Raw genomic sequence first — 18,513 nt, forward strand, 5'->3', positions numbered from 1 at the left:
TATGCCATCCAGGCCCGCTGCCGCGCAAACGGAAGTCAGGAACCCTGCATGCTCAGGAACGTGCGGCTTTGCCGCACTTCAGAAGCCGTGCCAGCCGACTGTACTCGTCCTTCCGGAAGAGCGCCAGATAGGTATCCTTCGAGAACCAGGCGTCGAAGATGATCTCGCTGTTCCCCATGATGCCCTGCCCCCGGAAAATAATCAGCAGGATCAGCAGCACAGCCATGATGATGTTGGACAGTCCGAACATGGACGGAAGCTGGATACCTCCGATCCGAAGACCGCCCTCCAGCGGAGCCAGCAGTTCCGGCACCACAGTGTAAAAGATCGCGCCCGGGATCGCGCCGCTGAGTGAAAACATGCCGCCGATGATACTCATCTCGACGATGTCAAAGCTCTTGGAAAAATAAAAGTTGGAGGAAGAAATTGTCGTCAGATAGTGGGCCCACAGCCCGCCGCCGATCCCGGCAAAGAAGGCGCTGATCGCAAAGCAGGAGATCTTTTTTCTGACCAGATTGATGCCCAGCGTCTGAGCCGCAACCGGATCGTCCCGCATCGCCACCAGTCCTCTTCCGTAATCCGAATGGGTGATCCGGTAAAGTACAAACGCCGTAACGACGACGCCGAGATAGACGGTTCCCACGTTCGCCGTCGCCGGTAGTCCGGTCAGCCCTTTTGAGCCGTGGGTCACGCCGTCCTGATTGTCGATCACGGCCCGGACGATCACGATCAGCGCCAGCGTCACGACGGAGAGATAGTGTCCTTTGGTCCGGACCACCGGGAACCCGATGATGAGCGCGACGACCGCCGCGCAGAGTCCGCCGATCACCAGTGATGGCAGCATGGGGATCTGCGTCTGCTTCAGCCAGCCCGGAAGATCCGGGCACATATTGTTCTTCACCTGAGGCGGCAGCGTGAAAAAGGCGGATATATAGGCACCGATCGCCATAAACGCCGCGTGCCCCATGGAAAACATGCCGCTGAAGCCGTTAATCAGGTTCAGACTGGCAGTCAGGACAATATAGATACCGATCAGAATCACGATGCCGGTGAGATAGCCCTTCGGATGAAACGCGCAGGCAGTCAGAAAGACGGCAGGCAGAAGGACAAAGACCAGCAGGCGGAACAGATTGGAATCTGTCAGTTTTTCTTTTGTATTCATGTCCGTATGCTCCTTTCCCGTCCTGTCAGCTTCTCGACGTCTCTCTGCTCCCGAACAGTCCCTGCGGGCAGAACAGAAGCACAAGGATCATAAGAAGGAACACGAAAGCATCCCTGTATGCGGTCATCGTGGTCGGCATCAGCCCGGCAAACAGCATCTCTGCCACACCGATGATGAACGCGCCCGTCACAGCTCCGCCTACGCTTCCGATCCCGCCGATTACGGCGGCGCAGAAAGCCTTCAGCCCCGGAACGAACCCAAGCGAAGGATAGATGGTCTTGTACTCGCCGGCAAGAAGCAGCCCGGCCACTACCGCCATTCCGGATCCGACGGCAAAAGCGGTCATCACCACCCGGTTCACATTCACGCCCATCAGACGCGCCGCCTGAAGGTTTTCCGCGCAGGCGCGCATCGCCTTGCCGATCCTCGTCTTCTTCAGCATCAGGTAGGTAAGAATCAGGAACGCCGCCGTGATAACGAACGTCAGGATGTTGACGGTTGACAGGTTGACGTTCCCGATCCGGTGAACCTGAATCAGACTGGTCGGAAGCATGAATGGCTGCCGCTGCGCGGAGAAGATCATCTGCAGGAGATTCTGGAGCAGGGCCGATACTGCCAGAGAGGAAATCAGCGTCGCCTCCTCGGAACGGTCGCGCAGCGGACGGTAGGCGAACCGCTCGATCAGAAGACCGACCCCGATGCTGAATCCGACTGAAATCAGAACCGACGCGAGAATCGGCACTCCCATCGAATTCATCAGAAACAGGATCATGTAGACGCCCACGGTCATGATATCGCCGTGCGCAAAATTGATCAGACGGAGGATCCCGTAGACAATCGAATAGCCGATCGCCACGATGGCGTAAATGCTGCCCAGCTTCAGTCCGCTGATCAGCATGTTGATGACATAGGTGATATTCATAGACTGCCTCCCAGATACGCATCTCGGACTCTTGTATCCTGCATCAGATCAGCGCTCTTTCCCTCCAGCGTGATGCGCCCGGTCTCCATGATATAGGCCCGGTCCGAGATCGCCAGCGCGTCGTAGGCATTCTGCTCGATCAGGAAGATCGTCGTCTTCTGCCGCTTCAGTTCCTTCAGAACATCGAACACCTCGTCCGTCATGATCGGCGAAAGGCCCATCGAAGGCTCGTCCAGAAGCAGCATCCGGGGCGAGCTCATCAGTGCCCGTCCGATTGCCAGCATCTGCTGTTCGCCGCCGGACAGCGTGCCCGCGGACTGCCTCGCCCGTTCCCTGAGGATCGGGAACAGAGACAGCACGCGCTCGTGGTTGTCCTCGATCTGGCGTTTGTCACGGCTGACATACGCGCCCATCTGCAGATTTTCCTCGACGGTCAGTCTGGTGAAGATCTGCCGCCCCTCCGGAACCTGAACGATTCCCTTCTGCACGATCCTGTCAGGTCCGATGCCGTCGATTCTCTGCCTTCCGAAGGAAATCTCGCCGGAAGCGATCCGCTGCAGCCCGGAAACCGCACGCAGCGTGGAGCTCTTTCCCGCTCCGTTCGCCCCGATCAGCGCTACTGTCTCACCGTCATCAATATGAAGCGAAATCCGGTCCACCGCCGTGATCCCGCCGTACTTCACCACCAGATCCCTGATTTCAAACATGAGCCCGTCTCCCCAGATATGCCGTGATGACCTTCGGATCGCTGCGGATCTGCTCCGGCGTTCCCTCCGCGATCACCTCACCCTGCGCCATCGCGTAGATGTAGCTGCAGAGATTCATAATGACCTTCATGTCATGCTCGATCAGCAGCACCGTCAGATGATAGGTTTCCTGCACATGCCGGATCATCTGCACCAGCTCGGCGCTTTCCTGCGGGTTCATGCCGGCCGCCGGCTCGTCGAGAAGAATCAGCTTCGGATCCGCGGCGAGAATCCGGGCGATCTCCAGCCGCCGCTGACTTCCGTACGGAAGCGAGGCGGCCTGCACATCCGCGTAAGACTCCAGACGAACCTCCCGCAGCATCGCCATCGCCTTCTCTCTGTATTTCTGTTCGTTCTCGCTGTAGCGTTTCGTGTGAAGCAGGCCGTCTGCGAAGCTGTAGCCACGGTGCATCTGCGCTCCGATGACTACATTTTCCAGTACTGTCATCTTATTGAACAGCCGCAGATTCTGATACGTCCGGAGGATACCTGCCTTGGCCACGCGGTCCGGCTTCCAGTCCGTGATATCGGTTCCTTTGTAGAGAATCTTCCCGGAAGTAGGGGCGAGAACGCCGGAAAGCATGTTGATCACCGTGGTTTTGCCCGCTCCGTTGGTCCCGATCAGTCCGTATATGTTTCCTTCTTCGAGCTTCGCGGAAAACTGCTTCACCGCCACCAGACCCTTGAAGGTTCTGCTGCAATTCTCCGCCTGCAAAATTGTGGCCATATGATCGCGATCCTTTCTTCGCTGCCGGAAGCAGCCGGGATAGAAAAATTCACAACTGTATGTGGAACCTATTATACGGTTATTGACTGAATATTGCAAAAGATTTGTTATCTCGTTCTCTCTTGTATGCAGAATTGCCGTGCGTGCACGTATGAAAATGCAACTGTCACGGCAGCCCCGCCGGACTTCACGGCGCGGCCGCTGAATGGCATTCATGAAGAGGCACCCGCCCGGCGGACCGTCTCCCGTCTCCGCCCGTCAGGAAAGCGTCACCTCGTTGCAGAGGCTGACCGAGAAATAGTCCCGGATCTCCTGTCTGTCCTCCGTCCGTCCCAGCACCCACATCAGCTTGGTCACAGCGGATTCAGAGGTCATGTCCAGTGCCTGCAGGACGCCCGCCTCCAGCGCCCGCCGGCCGGTCTCATACACATTCAGATTGCTTCCCTCGTACCGGCACTGGGTCCCCACCAGCACGGTGATGCCCCGGCTGCAAAGGTCCGCGATCTCGTCGATCAGGTCATGCTTCATGAAAGGCATGCCGCCGACGCCGAAGGCTTCGATGTAAATCCCCCGGTAGCCCTGATCCGCCAGCGCTCTCAGAACCGACCGGTGCATGCCCGGAAACAGCTTCAGCATGAAGACCTTGTCCGAATAGGTTCCGCAGAGCCGGAACACGCCCTGCCGGACCGGCAGCGTTCCTCGGTTCACTTTCATGCCGAGCGAACTGATCCTCGCTACATCCGGGTAGTTGATGCTGTCAAACGCGTCGAAGGAGAGCGAGCGCACCTTTGAGGTCCGGCACCCGAGCATCACCTTCCGGTTGAAAGCGACAAACACGCCGGGCGCGCCGCTGGCCGCCATATGGACGGCGCAGCGCAGATTTTCCATCGCGTCCGCGACCGGGTTCACCATGGAAAGCTGCGATCCCGTGAGCACCACCGGAATATCAATGTTGCGAAGCATGAAAGAGAGCATGGAGCTCGTGTAGGCCATCGTGTCCGTTCCATGGATGATCACGATCCCGTCGCATTCCCGCCGCAGCTCCGCCACCTTCCCGGCGAGATTCGTCCAGTCCTCCGGAAAAATGTTGGCGCTGTCCAGCGAACAGAGATCCTGCGTCTCCAGATCGATCCCCCGGGACACCATGCGGATTTCCTTCTGTATGTCGCTGGTCCTGAGTCCCGGTGCGAGCCCGTTTTCCTTCATCACCGAGGAGAGCGTGCCGCCGGTATTCAGAATCACAATCCTTTTATTTTCCATCTGAGCCCCCTTCTGAACGCATTTTTTTCATCATAGCGCAGATCGGGCGCTTCGGACAGACGAAAAATCATCCCGCAGGGGCGGATACAGAAGTCCGGAACCGGAAAGGCTCCATGAGCATGCTCAGCGTTTCTTTTCCTGCTTTCGCTCATACGCCATCTTCCCCATGGCACTGGACGCAAGGATGACGATCATGAGGATGAGAAGTCTCTTCAGGTTTCCGCTGGCCAGCGAGTCGCCGCCCATGACGGTCAGAAAGATGGACGGGAGCCGGCCGGCCAGCGCGGAGACCATCAGACGGGCAAAGGAGACGCGTCCGGACAAACCGGCTGCGTACGGGGCAAGGTCCTTGGGCATACCGGGAACCAGATACACCAGAAAAAGGCTCTCCTTCGCGCGGGTATCCGACCATTCGGAGGTCGGCAGACGGATCTCGCCCTCCTCCACCATCAGCGTGAGGAGCTTCCTGCCCATCGTGCGGGCCAGCACCCATGCCGTGCCGCATCCGATCGCCGCGTACGCGTCGTAGAGCAGACAGCCCCGGACCGGGCCGTACAGATAACCGGCCGCCATCTGGAACGGTCCGGCCGGAAAAAAGCCTGAGATCACCTGCAGCACGACCATGGCAAAGAAGACCAGATTGGCCATGCTCCCTCTCTCCGCGAGATACGCCCTCATCTGATCGGGTTTTCTGAGCATCCGGATCAGCGGCATCCCCCAGACCGTAAGACAGATCGCCAGCACCGCGAAAGCAGCCAGAACCCCCGCGACCCATTTCCTGTTCAGTCTGACGCCCCCGTTCGTTCCCTTCCGATGTCTCATCGGGCCTCCTCCCGCGTCACGTCCCGGCCGCGGGGCTGCTCCCGCGCCTTCCGGCATACGCACGCATTTTCCTGTCTATTCTCAAGAAATCGATATTGCTGTATAGTTATCTTATCATCTGAGAGGGAAGGCGGCACGGCTGATTGTCAGAATTTTTCCAGTGCATGCAGCCCGCGGGCGCCGCCAGTCGGGGAGTGCTGCGATGAGACAGGAAGACCGGACGCATGTAAAGATCAATCTGACCAGAATGCTCTTTGTCATTCTGTCTCTGGCGCTGCAGTGCTTCTGGTTCGTCACGCTCGCCTCGACGGCGGAGCAGTACGCCCCCTGGGTCTCGGCGGTCTACCAGTTTCTTCCGGTGATCATCGTTCTCCTGATCTACTCCCGCCGGACCAATGCCCAGTTCAAGATGCCCTGGATGATTCTCATCACCGCTTTTCCGCTGCTTGGCGTCTGCCTGTTCCTGCTGTTCGGGCGGCATCACGGAACCCGGAGAATCCGGAGAATCTTCCGCCAGCTGGATCATGAGACGGCCGGCCTTCTCCGTCAGGATGCCTCCGTGCTCCGCTCGCTTCGGGATGAGGACGAAGGGTTAGCCAACGAATCCCGCTATCTGCGGATCTGCGGCGGCTTTCCGCTCTGCCGGGAAGAGGACAGCCGCTACTACAGCGACAGCGCGGACGCGTTCCGGGACCAGCTGGAGGAAATCCGCAGTGCGAAGCGCTTCATTTTTCTCGAATATCACTGCATCGAGGATGGTTCCAGCTTCGCCCGCATGCTGGAGCTGCTGAAGACAAAGGCGGAGGAAGGTCTCGATGTGCGGATTCTCTACGACGACCTCGGGAGCATGCTGTTCATCAACCGGAAATTCATCCGGAAAATCACGGAGTCAGGAATCCGTTGCCGCCGTTTCAATCCGGTGCTGCCGTTTCTCAACGTCTTCATGGGAAACCGGGATCATCATAAGATCATGGTCGTGGACGGCCGGGTGGCCTTCACCGGCGGCTACAATCTGGCGGACGAATACTTTCACGTCACATGTCCCTACGGAGAATGGAAGGACACCGGAATCCGCTTCACCGGCGCGGCGGTTGACAGCGTCACGCTGACTTTCCTGAAGATGTGGAACGCCGTGCGGCGAACCGACTCCGACCCGGGCCGGTACCTTCGGGCCGGCAGAGCCGCAGATTCGGCCTGCAGTCCCTTTCCGGTACCGCAGGCAGCCGGAATGCCGGGCATTTCGGACACGAAATCCGCCTCTTCCCGCGGAGCGCCGCAAAGCGGAACGGGTCATAACGGAAGCCTTTCCCCTGAACTGCGTTCCGATCCCGCGGCGCAGGCCGGCGGCTATATCCAGCCCTACTCCGATTCTCCGCTGGACCACATCCATATCGGAGAGGACGTTTACATGAACATCATACGCAATGCCCGCCGGTATGTCTGGTTCTCGACTCCTTATCTGGTGCTGACGGACGAGATGATCTGCGAGCTGACCGGCGCCGCCCGCCGCGGCGTCGATGTCCGGATCCTCACACCGGGCCGGCCGGACAAGAGAATCGTCTACTCCGCCACCCGCTCCTACTACGCGGAGCTTCTCCGTGCCGGCGTCCGGATCTATGAGTTCACGCCCGGCTTCAATCACGCCAAGCTCTGCGTCTCGGACGATTCGGCCGCGGTCATCGGCACGATCAACCTGGATTACCGGAGCCTTTTTCTTCATTTTGAAAATGCGGTGCTTCTCATGAAATCCCATATCGTGCATGAGGTCCGGGACGATCTGGCCTCGCTCTTTCCGGTCAGCAGGCGGATCAGCGGAGCGTACCCTGAGCGGAGAGGACCGGTGATCCGGATCTGGCAGTGCCTGCTGCGGCTCATCGCGCCGATGCTCTGAGTCCGGGTTCCGTACCCTTGAGCGGCACCGAATAAACGGAGGCATAAGATGAATCTCAACAAAAAAATAAGAAGGCTGAAGGACAGGATCCGGCTGAACCGCCGGACTTTTCTGATCTATTCCGTACTCCGGGCGCTCGTTCTCGTCGCGATGGTCCGCTGCGCGGTCATGCGTCAGTACGAGGATGTGGCGCTCTGCGCCCTTTCTCTTTTTCTCTTCCTCCTGCCTTCCTACTTTGAGGACCGGATGAGCCTGACAGTGTCCCCGATGTTCGAAACCGTGATCTATATCTTCATCTACGCGGCCTGGATGCTCGGCGAGCTCCATCATCTTTATATTCTGGTTCCGGGCTGGGACACCCTGCTCCATACGATCAACGGATTTCTGTGTGTATGTTGTAAACTAATAATACCAGGAATTGGAAATAAAAATCCCTGAAATCGGAAAAGGAATTCCTTATAAATGGAAAGGACACGTTGAAACACCAACCCATCAAAATTATCCTTTATCTAAAGCACAACCAATAGATAAGGGAGGAAAGGAAGATGCTCAGCATGTCCGATATCAATCATATCAGAGATTTATACCAAAGTGGCTATAAGATCAGTGAAATTCATAAAAAAACCGCTTCAATCACAAATCTTATGGGATAAGGGGTTGCGAATATAACCCTTCCTGCTGGCGTCAAACAGCCTGAGGAAGAAATAATCGTCATCCGGAAGTCCGTAGGCCTGTCGCCGTAAGACTTTGATCTTGTTGTTGATGCCCTCCATCTTGCCAGAGGAGATTTTATAAGTTGCATGGGCTATGATGCCCTCAAAGTGGTTTCCAAGGAGTCTTCCGAACCACTGAAGATGACTGTTTCCGGATGCACTGCAGGTATCCATGATCCAGGTGATGTCATCCGCCATACGGGCTTCATCAGTGCGGGTGTAGGAAAGAGACAGACGCTCCTTAATCAGATCAAGCGTGAACAGAAGCTTGTTCTGACTGAGAAGTTCGTCATATCTTGCTTCATAACCCTCTTTCCGGACGTACTCTTCCTTGGGAAAGATGGAACCGGACCGGCTGATCGGCTCACCTGTCCTGGCTTGCGCATCTTTCGCCTGAAGCGTTGATCGACTTGACATCAGGATGTAACGGGTCTTTTTTAAAGCCCTTGCCTCCTCCATAAGGCCTTCCTCATACAGGCGGCGCTGCTCGTCCTTGCGGACTTCACTGACCACCTTGTCGTTGAAGTTCTTTACGATGTGGAAGTAATCGAACACCGGCTGTATCCAGGGGCATTTTTCCTCAAAAGCCTCCTGGAAATCGGAGTTCATGTCGCAGGCGACGGCCTCGACAGAGTCCATCCATTCCAGGCCGACATGGTCGATGAAGTCATAGACCACCTGCTTTTTCTTCCCATGGGAGATCCAGAGGATATGGCCGGTATCAAGATCTATGATGTGGGTGGCATAGCGGTGGCCGTTGTGGAGCTTGAACTCATCAATGGCAAGCATTTTTGCCGGCTGCTCCGGTCTGATCAGTTTCGTGCCGTCGATGGTATAGAGCTCCTTCAGGCGCTTAAGGTCTAAGGCTTTGACCGTGTTCTTTCCGAGCCCGGTGATCTCAGCTACCTGCTTGAGCGTGTAAGTGCCAAGTGCCAACAGATCCCTGGTATACTGGTACAGTTCCACAGATATCTGATGGCCGTCTGCTTTGAACGGAACAGACTGCATATGGGAATGTCCGCATTTGCAGATGAGCTGCACGCGGTCAAAATGGATCGCACTGAGGCTTCCGCCAAAGCAAAGATGCCGGAGCGTAAGATCCCGGTGACCGTTGATGTGCATACGGCTTCCACACTTTGGACATCTGCGGTCAGCATCCGCCAGATCGAGCTTGCCGTTAAAGCACAACACTTCGCGGCCGGAAGCTGCCCGGTGTACGCTTGTGTCAGAATTATTAAAGCCTTCCAGCCGGGAGGGGATGCTTAAAAAAGTATATCTGTTTTCAGAGAATGCCAGTTGTCCATCGGACTCAGTATGTGTATAATTCATGTACGGGCCACCGCCTTGTTGAGTTTGTACACTTCTGCCAGGAAATACAGTCTCAACTATAGACGATGGTCCTTTTTCTATGCAACTGTTTTTGGCCCGGTTTAAGGGCCGGGGCGTCCTTACGCCCCTTGATTACCCTGCCGCTCCTGGATGGAGCAGTGTCAGGGGAAGAAGGCCTTTTATGCTCACGCCCTTTGGGCGGGAGGGATAAATGGCCGGATGACCTTGACACTGGTACAGCCAGGTGCTACCTGAAATTACCTGGGATACCACCTATCCCATAAGAAAAGTGATTGACCCAAAAAACCGGTGCTGATCCAAAAACCATAAAGAAATACCTGGAGAAGGAGGATTTTTCGGACAACCCAGTTACGGTTTCGCCAAAGGCATCCATTCTTGATCCGTTTAAACCGGTGATCAGGCAGTGGCTTGAAGAGGACCGAAAACACTGGTGCAAACAACATCATACAGCACAGCGGGTCTACGACCGGCTGGTTGAGGAACAAGGTTATACAGGCAGCTATGAGACAGTACAGCGGTATCTGAAAAAGATCCGTAAGGATGTCCAGAACAAAGCTTCGCAGGAACTGGTCTGGGATCCCGGCTATGCTCAAGTGGATTTCGGAGAGGCGGATTTCTATGAGGACAACCGTTGCGTCCGCAGGAAATATCTGGTCGTTTCGTTTCCGTTCAGCAATGACTCCTATACTCAGCTCTTCTGTGGTGAAAACGCAGAGTGCGTCTGTCAGGGACTTGAGGATATCTTTACCCACATCGGAGGAGTTCCGCCGGTCCTGATCTTCGACAATGCTACCGGAGTCGGCCATCGGGTACATGACAAAGTCATCGAAACCGAGATGTTTAAAAAGTTCCGTGCTCAATACCGCTTTCAGGTCAGGTACTGTAATCCGGAATCCGGCTGGGAAAAGGGCAATGTCGAGAATAAAGTAGGGACGATCCGGAGAAACCTCTTTGTGCCAGCGCCACACTATCATGACATGGTCGAATATAACAAGACTCTGCTCCCAATGAATGAGCGCAAGGCTGCCAAGCCTCATTACAAGAAGTTGCAGCTGATCAAAGATCTCTTCAAAGAAGATCAGAAGCAGTTCCTGTCCCTTCCATCAAGGCCATTTGATGTATGTCGGTATGATTGGTTCAAGGCGGATGGCTACGGCAAGGTATGCATTGACGGAAAGCATTACTATTCAACCAAACCTGAACTCCATAATCAGAAAGTGTTAATCGGTATCAGAGCTCATTACATTGATGTTCTCGAGGAAAATGGTCAGTTGATCGTACGGCACCGACGTCAATACGGCGATGTACGGACCGACGTTTCTGATTACAGCACGACACTCAGTGTACTTTCCCGAAATGCCGGTGCCTGGAACAACAGCGGTATACGGAAGGAACTTCCGGATCCGCTCAGGGATTACCTGGACGGACTGGAAAAACCGGAGCTTAAGGAAAAGCTCAGACTTATGAGCGGGCTTAACGATGAGTATGGTTACAGAGCGGCTGTGGATGCCATGACTATGTCCCTTAAAAACGGAGATGTTAATTCATCCGATGCCACGATTATTGCGCAACGCATCACAGGCTATGGTATTGATACTCCTCCGGAGTCAGGACCATCTTTAGAAGTGTATGATAGGGCGTTTTTGGGTCCAGGAAGGGAGGATGAGGCATCATGATGACAGCAAAGGAACAGACCGGGATACTCGACGACATCAACGGTTACTGCAAAAAACTGTTTTTCACGGCAGCAATCCCAGAAATGTGCCAGACGGATGGTACCCCTAAGCAGATCGAGTATCTGCGCGATGCCCTCAAAAAGGAAATCGAAAATCGGGAGATCAATCACATCCACCGGCTGATCAAACGAGCCTGCTTCCCCGTTTATAAAACCTTTGATGGCTATGACTTTTGCCAAACCAAACTGCCTCCAGCTCTGGCAAAAGAGGATCTGTTAAATGTCTCTTTCATCGAAAAGAAGCAGAACCTGGTTCTCTATGGACCAGTGGGGCTTGGGAAGACACACATGGCAATCGCCGCAGGCGTACTGGCCTGCAAAAAAGGCTATAAGGTGCGTTTCTATACGGTGACTGAATTGGTTCTGAAACTCGCCGAGGCGCGAAAAAACGGTACGCTGGAGCGCCTGAGAACAACTCTTAACCAACAGGACCTGCTGATCCTCGATGAGTGGGGGTATGTGCCGGTAGATCGGGATGGATCCGAGCTGCTTTTTCAGGTGATATCGGACAGCTACGAAAGCAGGAGTCTGATTCTGACCACAAATATCGAATTTTCAAAATGGGGAGGCATCTTTACGGATGAACAGATGGCTGCCGCGATGATTGACCGTCTCGTCCATCATGGACACTTAATCATGTTCGACGGGAAAAGTTATCGGATGCAGCATGCATTGATGCGCCAGACAGTACCCCGGAATGAAGAAATCGTGTCCTGACAACAACAAGGAATTCCCTTTCCAAAAACAGGGAATTTTGATGACAATTTTGAGGATTACCTATTGACAATATACATTCTGTGCGCCGCAGTGGGATTCTCTCTCTTTGACATCCTGAACGCCGGCAGCCGGCGGATCCAGCTCTCACCGGTCTATCTCGCGGTCGTCGCCTTCTGCTTCTCCATGACGGTCGGCGTGCTCTGGGAATTCATCGAATTCGGCGGCGACGTGCTTTTCCGTCTGGACATGCAGAAAGACTACGTGATCCCGTATTTCGGATCGGTCACCCTTGATCCCACCCATTCACAGATCCCGGTCAACGTCTCCGGCATCACAAAGACCATCATCGAAACCTCCGGCGGAAAGACCTATGTCATCCCGGGCGGGTATCTGGACATCGGCATCGTAGATACGATGAAGGATCTGTTCGTGAATTTTCTCGGGGCGCTGACCTTCAGCATCATCGGATACAGACAGGTGTGTCATCGCTCGAAGCTCCGCATCACGGAGCACTTCGCGGTCCGTCCGGAGACGGATGAGGAGCGGGCGGTGATCGCGAAGGAAATCGACGAGGAGGAAGCGGCCTATGAGAGCCGCCGCATGCGCCGCAGAAAATAAACGCCCGCCGCGATCAGCATGCGGTCAGGCATGCTTCGCTGGTCGGCGGACAAAAAACGCAGCGGAAATCATCCCTCCTCCGCGCGGCTGGCTGCCTGATTCCGCGCGGCGTCAGCCATCCGTGCCGCCATCTCCCGATAGAAAAGATCCAGCTCGCCCAGATAGACTTCCTTCCACGGCTTGTTCCTTCCGATATAGTGAAGGATCGCCGTCCTCTGACGGATCCGGTCCAGATTCTGTTCCGGGTCACGCATCCGGTCCGCGCGCCAGATCCGCTCCGTCATGTTGTAGACGCGCGGATCCAGAAGCAGGATCCTCCGGCCGTACACCGCGCTCAGGATGTCCTGATCGGGAAGGCAGAGACAGAAACGGTGCGTCCGGGCGTACTTCGTCAGCCGCTCCGATCCGCGTTCCTCCCTCATCTTTTTGAGATCCATCAGCATCACGCCGGAATTGATATAGCAACCCGGCGTCCACGCCAGCAGGCGCAGCCGGTTGAAGAAGCAGCCGAGAGCATGCACATGACTGGCCGCCGCGATGACATATCCTTCCATGGGCGTCTCCCACAGCTCCGTCAGCGGATTCAGGATGACGATATCCGGGTCCAGATAGAGCACCCGCTCCACTTCCTCCGGAAGATAGTCGGCCGCGAACAGACGGTCATAGATGGCGTCCGGATAGCGCCGGCTCGTCGGCATATGCTTCATACGGGCCTTCGGAACCCGGATCAGCCGGATTTCGAGACGGCGGACGCCCGAGGCCGCCAGATCCGCCTCCAGCGCGCAAAGATCCGCGCCGGTGAGATCACGGCTGAGAAGCCATACCCGGATCGCCGTCGGGCCGCTGTTCACGGCAAGGCTGAACAGCATCACCCGAAGGTGTCCGGCGTAACGGCGGTCTGTGGTCATCAGGATTTCCATCCGTCCGTCTCCTTTTCGCGCCGTACAGATCGGCGCAGACGATTTCGCTGTCCGTTCCGATCCGGATCGGGATCTGGAAGCAGCCCGTGCCGGATGATACGATGCAGGTTGTTCCGTGACAGTCCGATTTTCCATAGGATGTACCATGTCTGTATTTCCAGCGGATCATATACATCAGCGGAAAATACTGTCCATTGTGCGTATGCCCGCAGAGAAAAAGGTCTGCGCCCGCCTCCGAGGCTTCCCGAAGCCCGTCCGGATAGTGATCGAGGACGATCCGGACTCTGTTCTGAGCATGCTCCGGGAGAAAGCTCCCGATCGGCGGACGGTCCGTCATATGGGCTCCGTCCCGCCCCAGCAGGACGCAATGCGGCAGCACCGCGCTCTGGTTTCTCAGAAGCCGAATGCCCGCCTCGGAGAAAAAACGCCCGAACGCCGGGTCGGACGGATCCGGATCATGATTGCCCGTCACCGCGTACACACCGTCCCGGGCTCTCATGCCCGCCAGTATGCGGGCTGCCCCGTCCGCGTCCCCGCACTCATTCATTCCGCCGTGATTGATCAAATCGCCTGTGATCACGATCAGATCCGGCCGCAGCGCGTTCACCCGCTCCATCACGCGGCTCAGATACCGTTTCCCGATGATCGAGCCGATGTGAAGGTCGCTGAGCTGCACGACACGGTACGTCTCTCCTTCGTCGAGGGCAGCGGTCGGGACGCGGTACGGCCGGACTCTGACGGACCGGGCGTGGATCACGCCGCCCGCCGTGATGCCGAGGGACAGGCAGGCTGCGGTCACCGCCGTCACGGCTTTCAGTGTCCGGTTCCCGCGCGCCGCCGGCACACAGAATTCCACGATCCGAACCGGAATCAGGATTCCCAGATCATAGACCAGAAACGCGATCACGACGCCGGAGATCCGGACCGCCCAGCGGTACGCTCCGGAATAAGGGTGCGGTCCCGGAAGATCCGAATAGCCCTGAAAGAGCAGCGCGGCCGCGAACAGAAGGCACAGAGCAGGGCGTAAGTCTGGGCCGCCCAGCGTCCGGATTCCCCCGCCCAGACTCAGCCCTGCCCCGACAGCGCATAGTCCGGAAATCAGGATCAGTCCTCCGCGAAACAGCTTCCTTCTCTCTCTGCTGACATTCTCCTCCATACCCGCCTCCCGCGGCGAAACGGTCCGGCCGCATCTATTTTATCATATCATGATAGATCGGATCGATCCCCGGCATAAGATTCGGGCTTGAAAAACTGTCGGTTTCCGCTACACAATTCCGGCAATCTGTATAGCGTCTGCCGGCCGGAGGCGGAAGCGCGGGACGGACAGACGCAGCGCAGAACCGGGGCGAGACGACGGGCAGAGGCAAAGGCGACGGACAATCTGGCGTCGATCCGGCTCCTTCCGGTAAGGGCCGTTCCGCCGGACGCATAACACCACCGCTCCCCGGTCCGAAAGCCGGAAGACAGCCGAACCGGACGTTCCGTCGGACGCACAACAGCAGGAGCTCCGCGCCGCGCTGCGTTCCGCAGCCGGCACGGAGCCCCTGAAAGCTGGTTCTTTTTATTCGATTCGGTCCGTCCCGTTCAGCCCTTCCGACCGGAGGCCATATGGTCCGTAAACATATCTCCGTAAGTCAGACAGAACGCTTTGACCGCCGCAATCAGTTTTTTCATAATGAGTCCCTCCGTTCTCCGGCACGCTGCCGGTGCATATTCCGGAAAACTCAAGCGCCTGTGGTTTTCTTTCGTTATCTGTATTCTACCGCTTGTCTTTATAAAATGGAAATACCGATACCTTGCACGGATCTATACAAAAAATATATAGTTACGCAGAATCGATATGCTCTGGATACACGAATCTTACCGGCGTTCGGTATCCTGCCGGCTCTCCCGAACCAGTCCCGCGGCCGACAGCGCCGCCGGAAACAGCATCACCGCCAGTCCGAAAAGCGCGATGGAGGGCGCGCCGAACAGGCTGATCAGAAATCCGGAGCAGCAAAGCGCGAGGATGCCCGAAAAGCTGCCGTAAACCGCATCCACCGCGCTGTGCGCGGTATTGCGCATCCGGGCCGGCACATACCGCTCCGTCAGCTGCCGCTGCGTCGGGAGCTGGAAGCCGTAGGCCATATTGGACAGCACGGTGCCGGCGATCACCATCAGCGGCGAGTGCGCCAGCGCGGTCAGCAGCATCGTCAGAAGGAGCAGGCAGGACAGAATCAGCATCCGGACGTAGGGACGGATTCCGCTCAGACGGCCGTACAGGAATATAAAGAGCGCCTGCGTCATCACGCCGAGGAACTGATCGATGCCCAGCATCCCCACATCGCCGCCCACCGCCCGGAGCAGCACGATTTTCAGGTTATTGACCGGAGAAATCGCAAGTCCGCAGAAGAACACGATCAGGAGCATGTAGAGATATGGCCTGATCCGGAACAATTCCTTCAGACTGCCGCTGCCGCCTCCCGGAAGCCTGCTGTACGGTTCCTCCGGTGTCCGAAGCGCCAGCAGAAAAACCGCTGCCGCCAAAGTCAGCGTCATCCACAGAATCATCTGATATCCGAACAGACGGATCAGCTGGCCTCCGACCAGCATCGCCGCCGCGTACCCGGCCGATCCCGTTCCCCTCGCGCGTCCGTACATCGCGCTGTCATGCCGGAAGGAGCGCAGCATCCACGCGTCGAGATTCGTGCCCAGAGAGGAGACAAGAAAGCCGAGGGCCAGATAGAGAAAAGAGGAAAGCAGAAGGCTCCGTCCCGCCGCGAGAAACGCCAGCGCGCTCAGAAGCGTTGCCGAGAAGAACACAGGCAGAAAAATCCGCCGGTTCGTCTCCTTCCGGTCGCACAGCCTTCCCCAGAAAAAGGCTCCGCCGAAGGAAGTCAGCATATAGGCGGCCAGAAGAAGACTGAGCACACCCTCCGGCATGCCGCAGGCCAGCAGATAAGTGGGAATAAAACCGAAGAAAGCGGCGCTGAACGCCCAGTAGAGTCCGTCCAGAATTCCGAAACGGGCGACGGATGCAGAAGAAGCCTGACGCATAGCACAATAACCTGTAAGAAGAGACGCTTGCCGCGTCCGGAAACGTCCGCCGCAAGCCGGCGGAAATCAGCGGAAAACCAGATCCTTCATGAAACCGGAGATTGTTCGGGCATTCCGAACAATCTCACAGATTCTTCTTCCGGTAGATGAACAGGACGGAAAGCGCCGTGAACGCGGCAAAATAAATCAGCAGCACAGCGATGCCCGTCCAGCCCGCCGGCCCGCCCACCGAGATGCTCCGGACCATCTGAGATGTCTGGGAGAGCGGAAGGGCCTGCACAAACTGCCGGATGCCGTTCGGCATCTGGTCCGTCGAAAGGAACGTATTACAGAGAAAGGACATCGGCACGATGATATACGCGTTGTACCGGGGCGCGTCCGAGTAGCTCTTCGCCAGAAAAGAAAGGACAAGCGCCATCGTCGAGAAGACCGTGCCGTTCAGAAAGAGGATCAGGCACGACAGACCGTTGAAAATCAGTCCGGTCCGGATCGGCAGAACCAGCAGGAGGATCATCCCCGCCGCGTACATACCTCTGAGCGCGCCGCCGATCACCTGACCGACGATAAACTGCCACAGCGGCGTCGGCGAAATCATCACCTGATCCAGCGCCTTCTCGTAGAGTCTCTGCACACTCATATTCTGCGCCACCGCGCTGAAGCTCCCGGTCATCGTTGCCATCGACACCACGCCGGGAATCAGGTAGTTGAGATACGGCTCACCGTGAGACGTCGTCTGAATCCCTAGACCGAAGATCATCAGATACATCAGCGGCGAGATCATCGCGGCCAGCGTGATCTTGAAGAAATCCCTGCGAAATTCAGTCCATTTTTCCCACAGAACCGTGATGATGCCCAACCCGTTCCCTCCCGCTCCGCCGTGTGCCGCCGGATGCCGAGTGCATTGACCCGCACAAAACCTTCTCGTCCGTCCTGTTCTCCAAAGCTGCAGTCCGCGTCTTCTGTTTCTCCTGTCGTCCCACGTGAAGGCGCCGCACGCGTCTTCCGTTTATCCCGGTCTGCGGCGCATCCAAACCGCCCGCGCCGTCAGCTCTGCTTCCCGACCCGTTCCACGAAGACGTCCTCCAGCGTCGTTCTGCGGAACGCGGTCTGGCCGCCGTCCGGCAGCGACGAAAGATACGCGATCGCTTCTCCCCGGGTCTGAAAAAACCGGCTCCGCTGCCGTCCGTCCGTCACCTCATCGACCGCGAAACGGCCGAGCCGGCCGATCAGCGCGGCGGGCGTATCCACAACGTCGATCCGGCCTCGGTGAAGGAACGCGACCCGGTCGCAGAGCGCCTCCGCCTCCTCGATATAGTGCGTCGTCAGCACAATCGTGATGTTTCTCTGCTGCAGCTGCCGGAGCAGGTCCCACATCTGCCTCCGGGCGAACGCGTCCATCCCTGCCGTCGGTTCATCCAGCAGAATGATCTGCGGATCCGTCATCAGCGCCCGGCAGATCATCAGCTTCCGTTTCATACCGCCCGAGAGATGACGTACAATCCGGTTCCGGGAATCCAGAAGCCCCGCGAAGGCGAGCAGCTCCTCCGTCTTCCGGCGCCTTTCCTTTCGGGGAAGAAAATACAGCCGACCCTGATAGTCCATCACCTCATCCATCGTCATATCCTGACGCATGGAATATTCCTGCGTGACGATCGCCAGCTTCCGCTTCTGCTCCGACGCCTTTCGCGTGATCCGCTCCCCGTCGATCCGGATCTCACCCTCCGTCGGCAGCAGCACGGTGGAAATCATGCTGATCGTGGTCGTCTTTCCGGCGCCGTTGGAGCCCAGAAGACCGAAGAACTCCCCGGTTCCGATCGTCAGACTGAGGTGATCCACAGCTGTGAAACGGTCGAACCGCTTGGTCAGATTCCGAAGCTCAATCATCGTCTGTACG

The 18,513-nt window shown here is 56.9% G+C and carries 18 protein-coding genes; 6 read left to right on the plus strand and 12 right to left on the minus strand.

Annotated elements, in window-relative coordinates; all coding sequences use genetic code 11:
• Positions 1-52: 52 nt before the first annotated feature.
• The 6 genes from G4C92_RS06900 to G4C92_RS06925 all read right to left on the minus strand — a co-directional run bounded on the left by G4C92_RS06900 (position 53) and on the right by G4C92_RS06925 (position 5,639).
• Entirely contained in the window at positions 53-1,162 is a 1,110-nt protein-coding gene (locus G4C92_RS06900) for a branched-chain amino acid ABC transporter permease (RefSeq protein WP_274941833.1), read from the minus strand.
• Between the two features lie 25 nt (positions 1,163-1,187).
• Positions 1,188-2,084, minus strand: coding sequence for a branched-chain amino acid ABC transporter permease (locus G4C92_RS06905; protein WP_274941834.1), 897 nt, complete (start codon positions 2,082-2,084; stop codon positions 1,188-1,190).
• Complete coding sequence (locus G4C92_RS06910; protein ID WP_274941835.1) at positions 2,081-2,791, minus strand: ABC transporter ATP-binding protein; 711 nt, start codon at positions 2,789-2,791, stop codon at positions 2,081-2,083. The genes G4C92_RS06905 and G4C92_RS06910 overlap by 4 nt, the downstream gene beginning before the upstream one ends.
• Positions 2,784-3,557 (minus strand): ABC transporter ATP-binding protein, encoded by a 774-nt coding sequence (locus G4C92_RS06915; protein WP_274941836.1) that lies wholly within the window; start codon positions 3,555-3,557, stop codon positions 2,784-2,786. The genes G4C92_RS06910 and G4C92_RS06915 overlap by 8 nt, the downstream gene beginning before the upstream one ends.
• A 258-nt stretch (positions 3,558-3,815) precedes the next feature.
• Positions 3,816-4,817: an asparaginase gene (locus tag G4C92_RS06920; RefSeq protein WP_274941837.1), complete on the minus strand. Its 1,002-nt coding sequence runs from the start codon at positions 4,815-4,817 to the stop codon at positions 3,816-3,818.
• A gap of 123 nt (positions 4,818-4,940) precedes the next feature.
• A complete protein-coding gene (locus G4C92_RS06925) occupies positions 4,941-5,639 on the minus strand; it encodes a TVP38/TMEM64 family protein (protein WP_274941838.1) in 699 nt (232 codons plus the stop codon).
• A 202-nt stretch (positions 5,640-5,841) separates the two neighbouring features.
• On the opposite strand from G4C92_RS06925, the gene G4C92_RS06930 reads away from it, so the two are divergent.
• The 3 genes from G4C92_RS06930 to G4C92_RS06940 are packed head-to-tail and all read left to right on the plus strand — an operon-like array spanning position 5,842 to position 8,131.
• A complete protein-coding gene (locus tag G4C92_RS06930) occupies positions 5,842-7,530 on the plus strand; it encodes a phospholipase D-like domain-containing protein (RefSeq protein WP_274941839.1) in 1,689 nt (562 codons plus the stop codon).
• Between the two features lie 48 nt (positions 7,531-7,578).
• Positions 7,579-7,968: a hypothetical protein gene (locus tag G4C92_RS06935; protein WP_274941840.1), complete on the plus strand. Its 390-nt coding sequence runs from the start codon at positions 7,579-7,581 to the stop codon at positions 7,966-7,968.
• A complete protein-coding gene (locus tag G4C92_RS06940; RefSeq protein ID WP_274941841.1) occupies positions 7,949-8,131 on the plus strand; it encodes a hypothetical protein in 183 nt (60 codons plus the stop codon). The genes G4C92_RS06935 and G4C92_RS06940 overlap by 20 nt, the downstream gene beginning before the upstream one ends.
• Before the next feature lie 28 nt (positions 8,132-8,159).
• On the opposite strand, the gene G4C92_RS06945 is transcribed toward G4C92_RS06940, so the two are convergent.
• The gene (locus G4C92_RS06945; protein ID WP_408611719.1) at positions 8,160-9,572 is read right to left on the minus strand and encodes an ISL3 family transposase; all 1,413 of its coding nucleotides are present in this window, start codon (positions 9,570-9,572) and stop codon (positions 8,160-8,162) included.
• A 293-nt stretch (positions 9,573-9,865) separates the two neighbouring features.
• Here G4C92_RS06945 and istA point away from each other — a divergent pair, with 293 nt between their 5' ends.
• From istA to G4C92_RS06965, 3 genes are all read left to right on the plus strand, one after another.
• Positions 9,866-11,269, plus strand: a complete 1,404-nt coding sequence (istA, locus tag G4C92_RS06955) for an IS21 family transposase (protein WP_274941842.1) — start codon at positions 9,866-9,868, stop codon at positions 11,267-11,269.
• Positions 11,266-12,045, plus strand: coding sequence for an IS21-like element helper ATPase IstB (gene istB, locus G4C92_RS06960; RefSeq protein ID WP_274939770.1), 780 nt, complete (start codon positions 11,266-11,268; stop codon positions 12,043-12,045). The genes istA and istB overlap by 4 nt, the downstream gene beginning before the upstream one ends.
• Before the next feature lie 63 nt (positions 12,046-12,108).
• Positions 12,109-12,663 (plus strand): hypothetical protein, encoded by a 555-nt coding sequence (locus G4C92_RS06965; RefSeq protein ID WP_274941843.1) that lies wholly within the window; start codon positions 12,109-12,111, stop codon positions 12,661-12,663.
• A 68-nt stretch (positions 12,664-12,731) separates the two neighbouring features.
• Here G4C92_RS06965 and G4C92_RS06970 read toward each other — a convergent pair whose 3' ends face one another.
• The 5 genes from G4C92_RS06970 to G4C92_RS06990 form a co-directional block, all read right to left on the minus strand.
• Positions 12,732-13,583 carry a glycosyltransferase family 8 protein gene (locus G4C92_RS06970; RefSeq protein WP_274941844.1) on the minus strand — a complete coding sequence of 284 codons (852 nt, stop codon included), beginning with the start codon at positions 13,581-13,583 and terminating at the stop codon, positions 12,732-12,734.
• Positions 13,468-14,739 (minus strand): metallophosphoesterase, encoded by a 1,272-nt coding sequence (locus tag G4C92_RS06975; protein WP_274941845.1) that lies wholly within the window; start codon positions 14,737-14,739, stop codon positions 13,468-13,470. Before G4C92_RS06975 ends, G4C92_RS06970 begins: the two co-directional genes overlap by 116 nt.
• A gap of 704 nt (positions 14,740-15,443) precedes the next feature.
• Positions 15,444-16,619 (minus strand): MFS transporter, encoded by a 1,176-nt coding sequence (locus tag G4C92_RS06980; protein ID WP_274941846.1) that lies wholly within the window; start codon positions 16,617-16,619, stop codon positions 15,444-15,446.
• A gap of 124 nt (positions 16,620-16,743) precedes the next feature.
• On the minus strand, positions 16,744-17,475 hold the full coding sequence (locus G4C92_RS06985) for an ABC transporter permease (protein WP_274941847.1): 732 nt from the start codon (positions 17,473-17,475) through the stop codon (positions 16,744-16,746).
• A gap of 188 nt (positions 17,476-17,663) precedes the next feature.
• Positions 17,664-18,503: an ABC transporter ATP-binding protein gene (locus G4C92_RS06990; protein ID WP_274941848.1), complete on the minus strand. Its 840-nt coding sequence runs from the start codon at positions 18,501-18,503 to the stop codon at positions 17,664-17,666.
• Positions 18,504-18,513 lie beyond the last annotated feature (10 nt).

This window comes from Chordicoccus furentiruminis, from assembly GCF_019355395.1.
Taxonomy (GTDB): domain Bacteria; phylum Bacillota; class Clostridia; order Lachnospirales; family Lachnospiraceae; genus Chordicoccus; species Chordicoccus furentiruminis.

Coding starts and splice junctions, on each gene's coding strand:
- G4C92_RS06900 (WP_274941833.1), bottom strand. CDS start 1,162: ATGAATACAAAAGAAAAACTGACAGATTCCAATCTGTTCCGCCTGCTG.
- G4C92_RS06905 (WP_274941834.1), bottom strand. CDS start 2,084: ATGAATATCACCTATGTCATCAACATGCTGATCAGCGGACTGAAGCTG.
- G4C92_RS06910 (WP_274941835.1), bottom strand. CDS start 2,791: ATGTTTGAAATCAGGGATCTGGTGGTGAAGTACGGCGGGATCACGGCG.
- G4C92_RS06915 (WP_274941836.1), bottom strand. CDS start 3,557: ATGGCCACAATTTTGCAGGCGGAGAATTGCAGCAGAACCTTCAAGGGT.
- G4C92_RS06920 (WP_274941837.1), bottom strand. CDS start 4,817: ATGGAAAATAAAAGGATTGTGATTCTGAATACCGGCGGCACGCTCTCC.
- G4C92_RS06925 (WP_274941838.1), bottom strand. CDS start 5,639: ATGAGACATCGGAAGGGAACGAACGGGGGCGTCAGACTGAACAGGAAA.
- G4C92_RS06930 (WP_274941839.1), top strand. CDS start 5,842: ATGAGACAGGAAGACCGGACGCATGTAAAGATCAATCTGACCAGAATG.
- G4C92_RS06935 (WP_274941840.1), top strand. CDS start 7,579: ATGAATCTCAACAAAAAAATAAGAAGGCTGAAGGACAGGATCCGGCTG.
- G4C92_RS06945 (WP_408611719.1), bottom strand. CDS start 9,572: ATGAATTATACACATACTGAGTCCGATGGACAACTGGCATTCTCTGAA.
- istB (WP_274939770.1), top strand. CDS start 11,266: ATGATGACAGCAAAGGAACAGACCGGGATACTCGACGACATCAACGGT.
- G4C92_RS06970 (WP_274941844.1), bottom strand. CDS start 13,583: ATGGAAATCCTGATGACCACAGACCGCCGTTACGCCGGACACCTTCGG.
- G4C92_RS06975 (WP_274941845.1), bottom strand. CDS start 14,739: ATGGAGGAGAATGTCAGCAGAGAGAGAAGGAAGCTGTTTCGCGGAGGA.
- G4C92_RS06980 (WP_274941846.1), bottom strand. CDS start 16,619: ATGCGTCAGGCTTCTTCTGCATCCGTCGCCCGTTTCGGAATTCTGGAC.
- G4C92_RS06990 (WP_274941848.1), bottom strand. CDS start 18,503: ATGATTGAGCTTCGGAATCTGACCAAGCGGTTCGACCGTTTCACAGCT.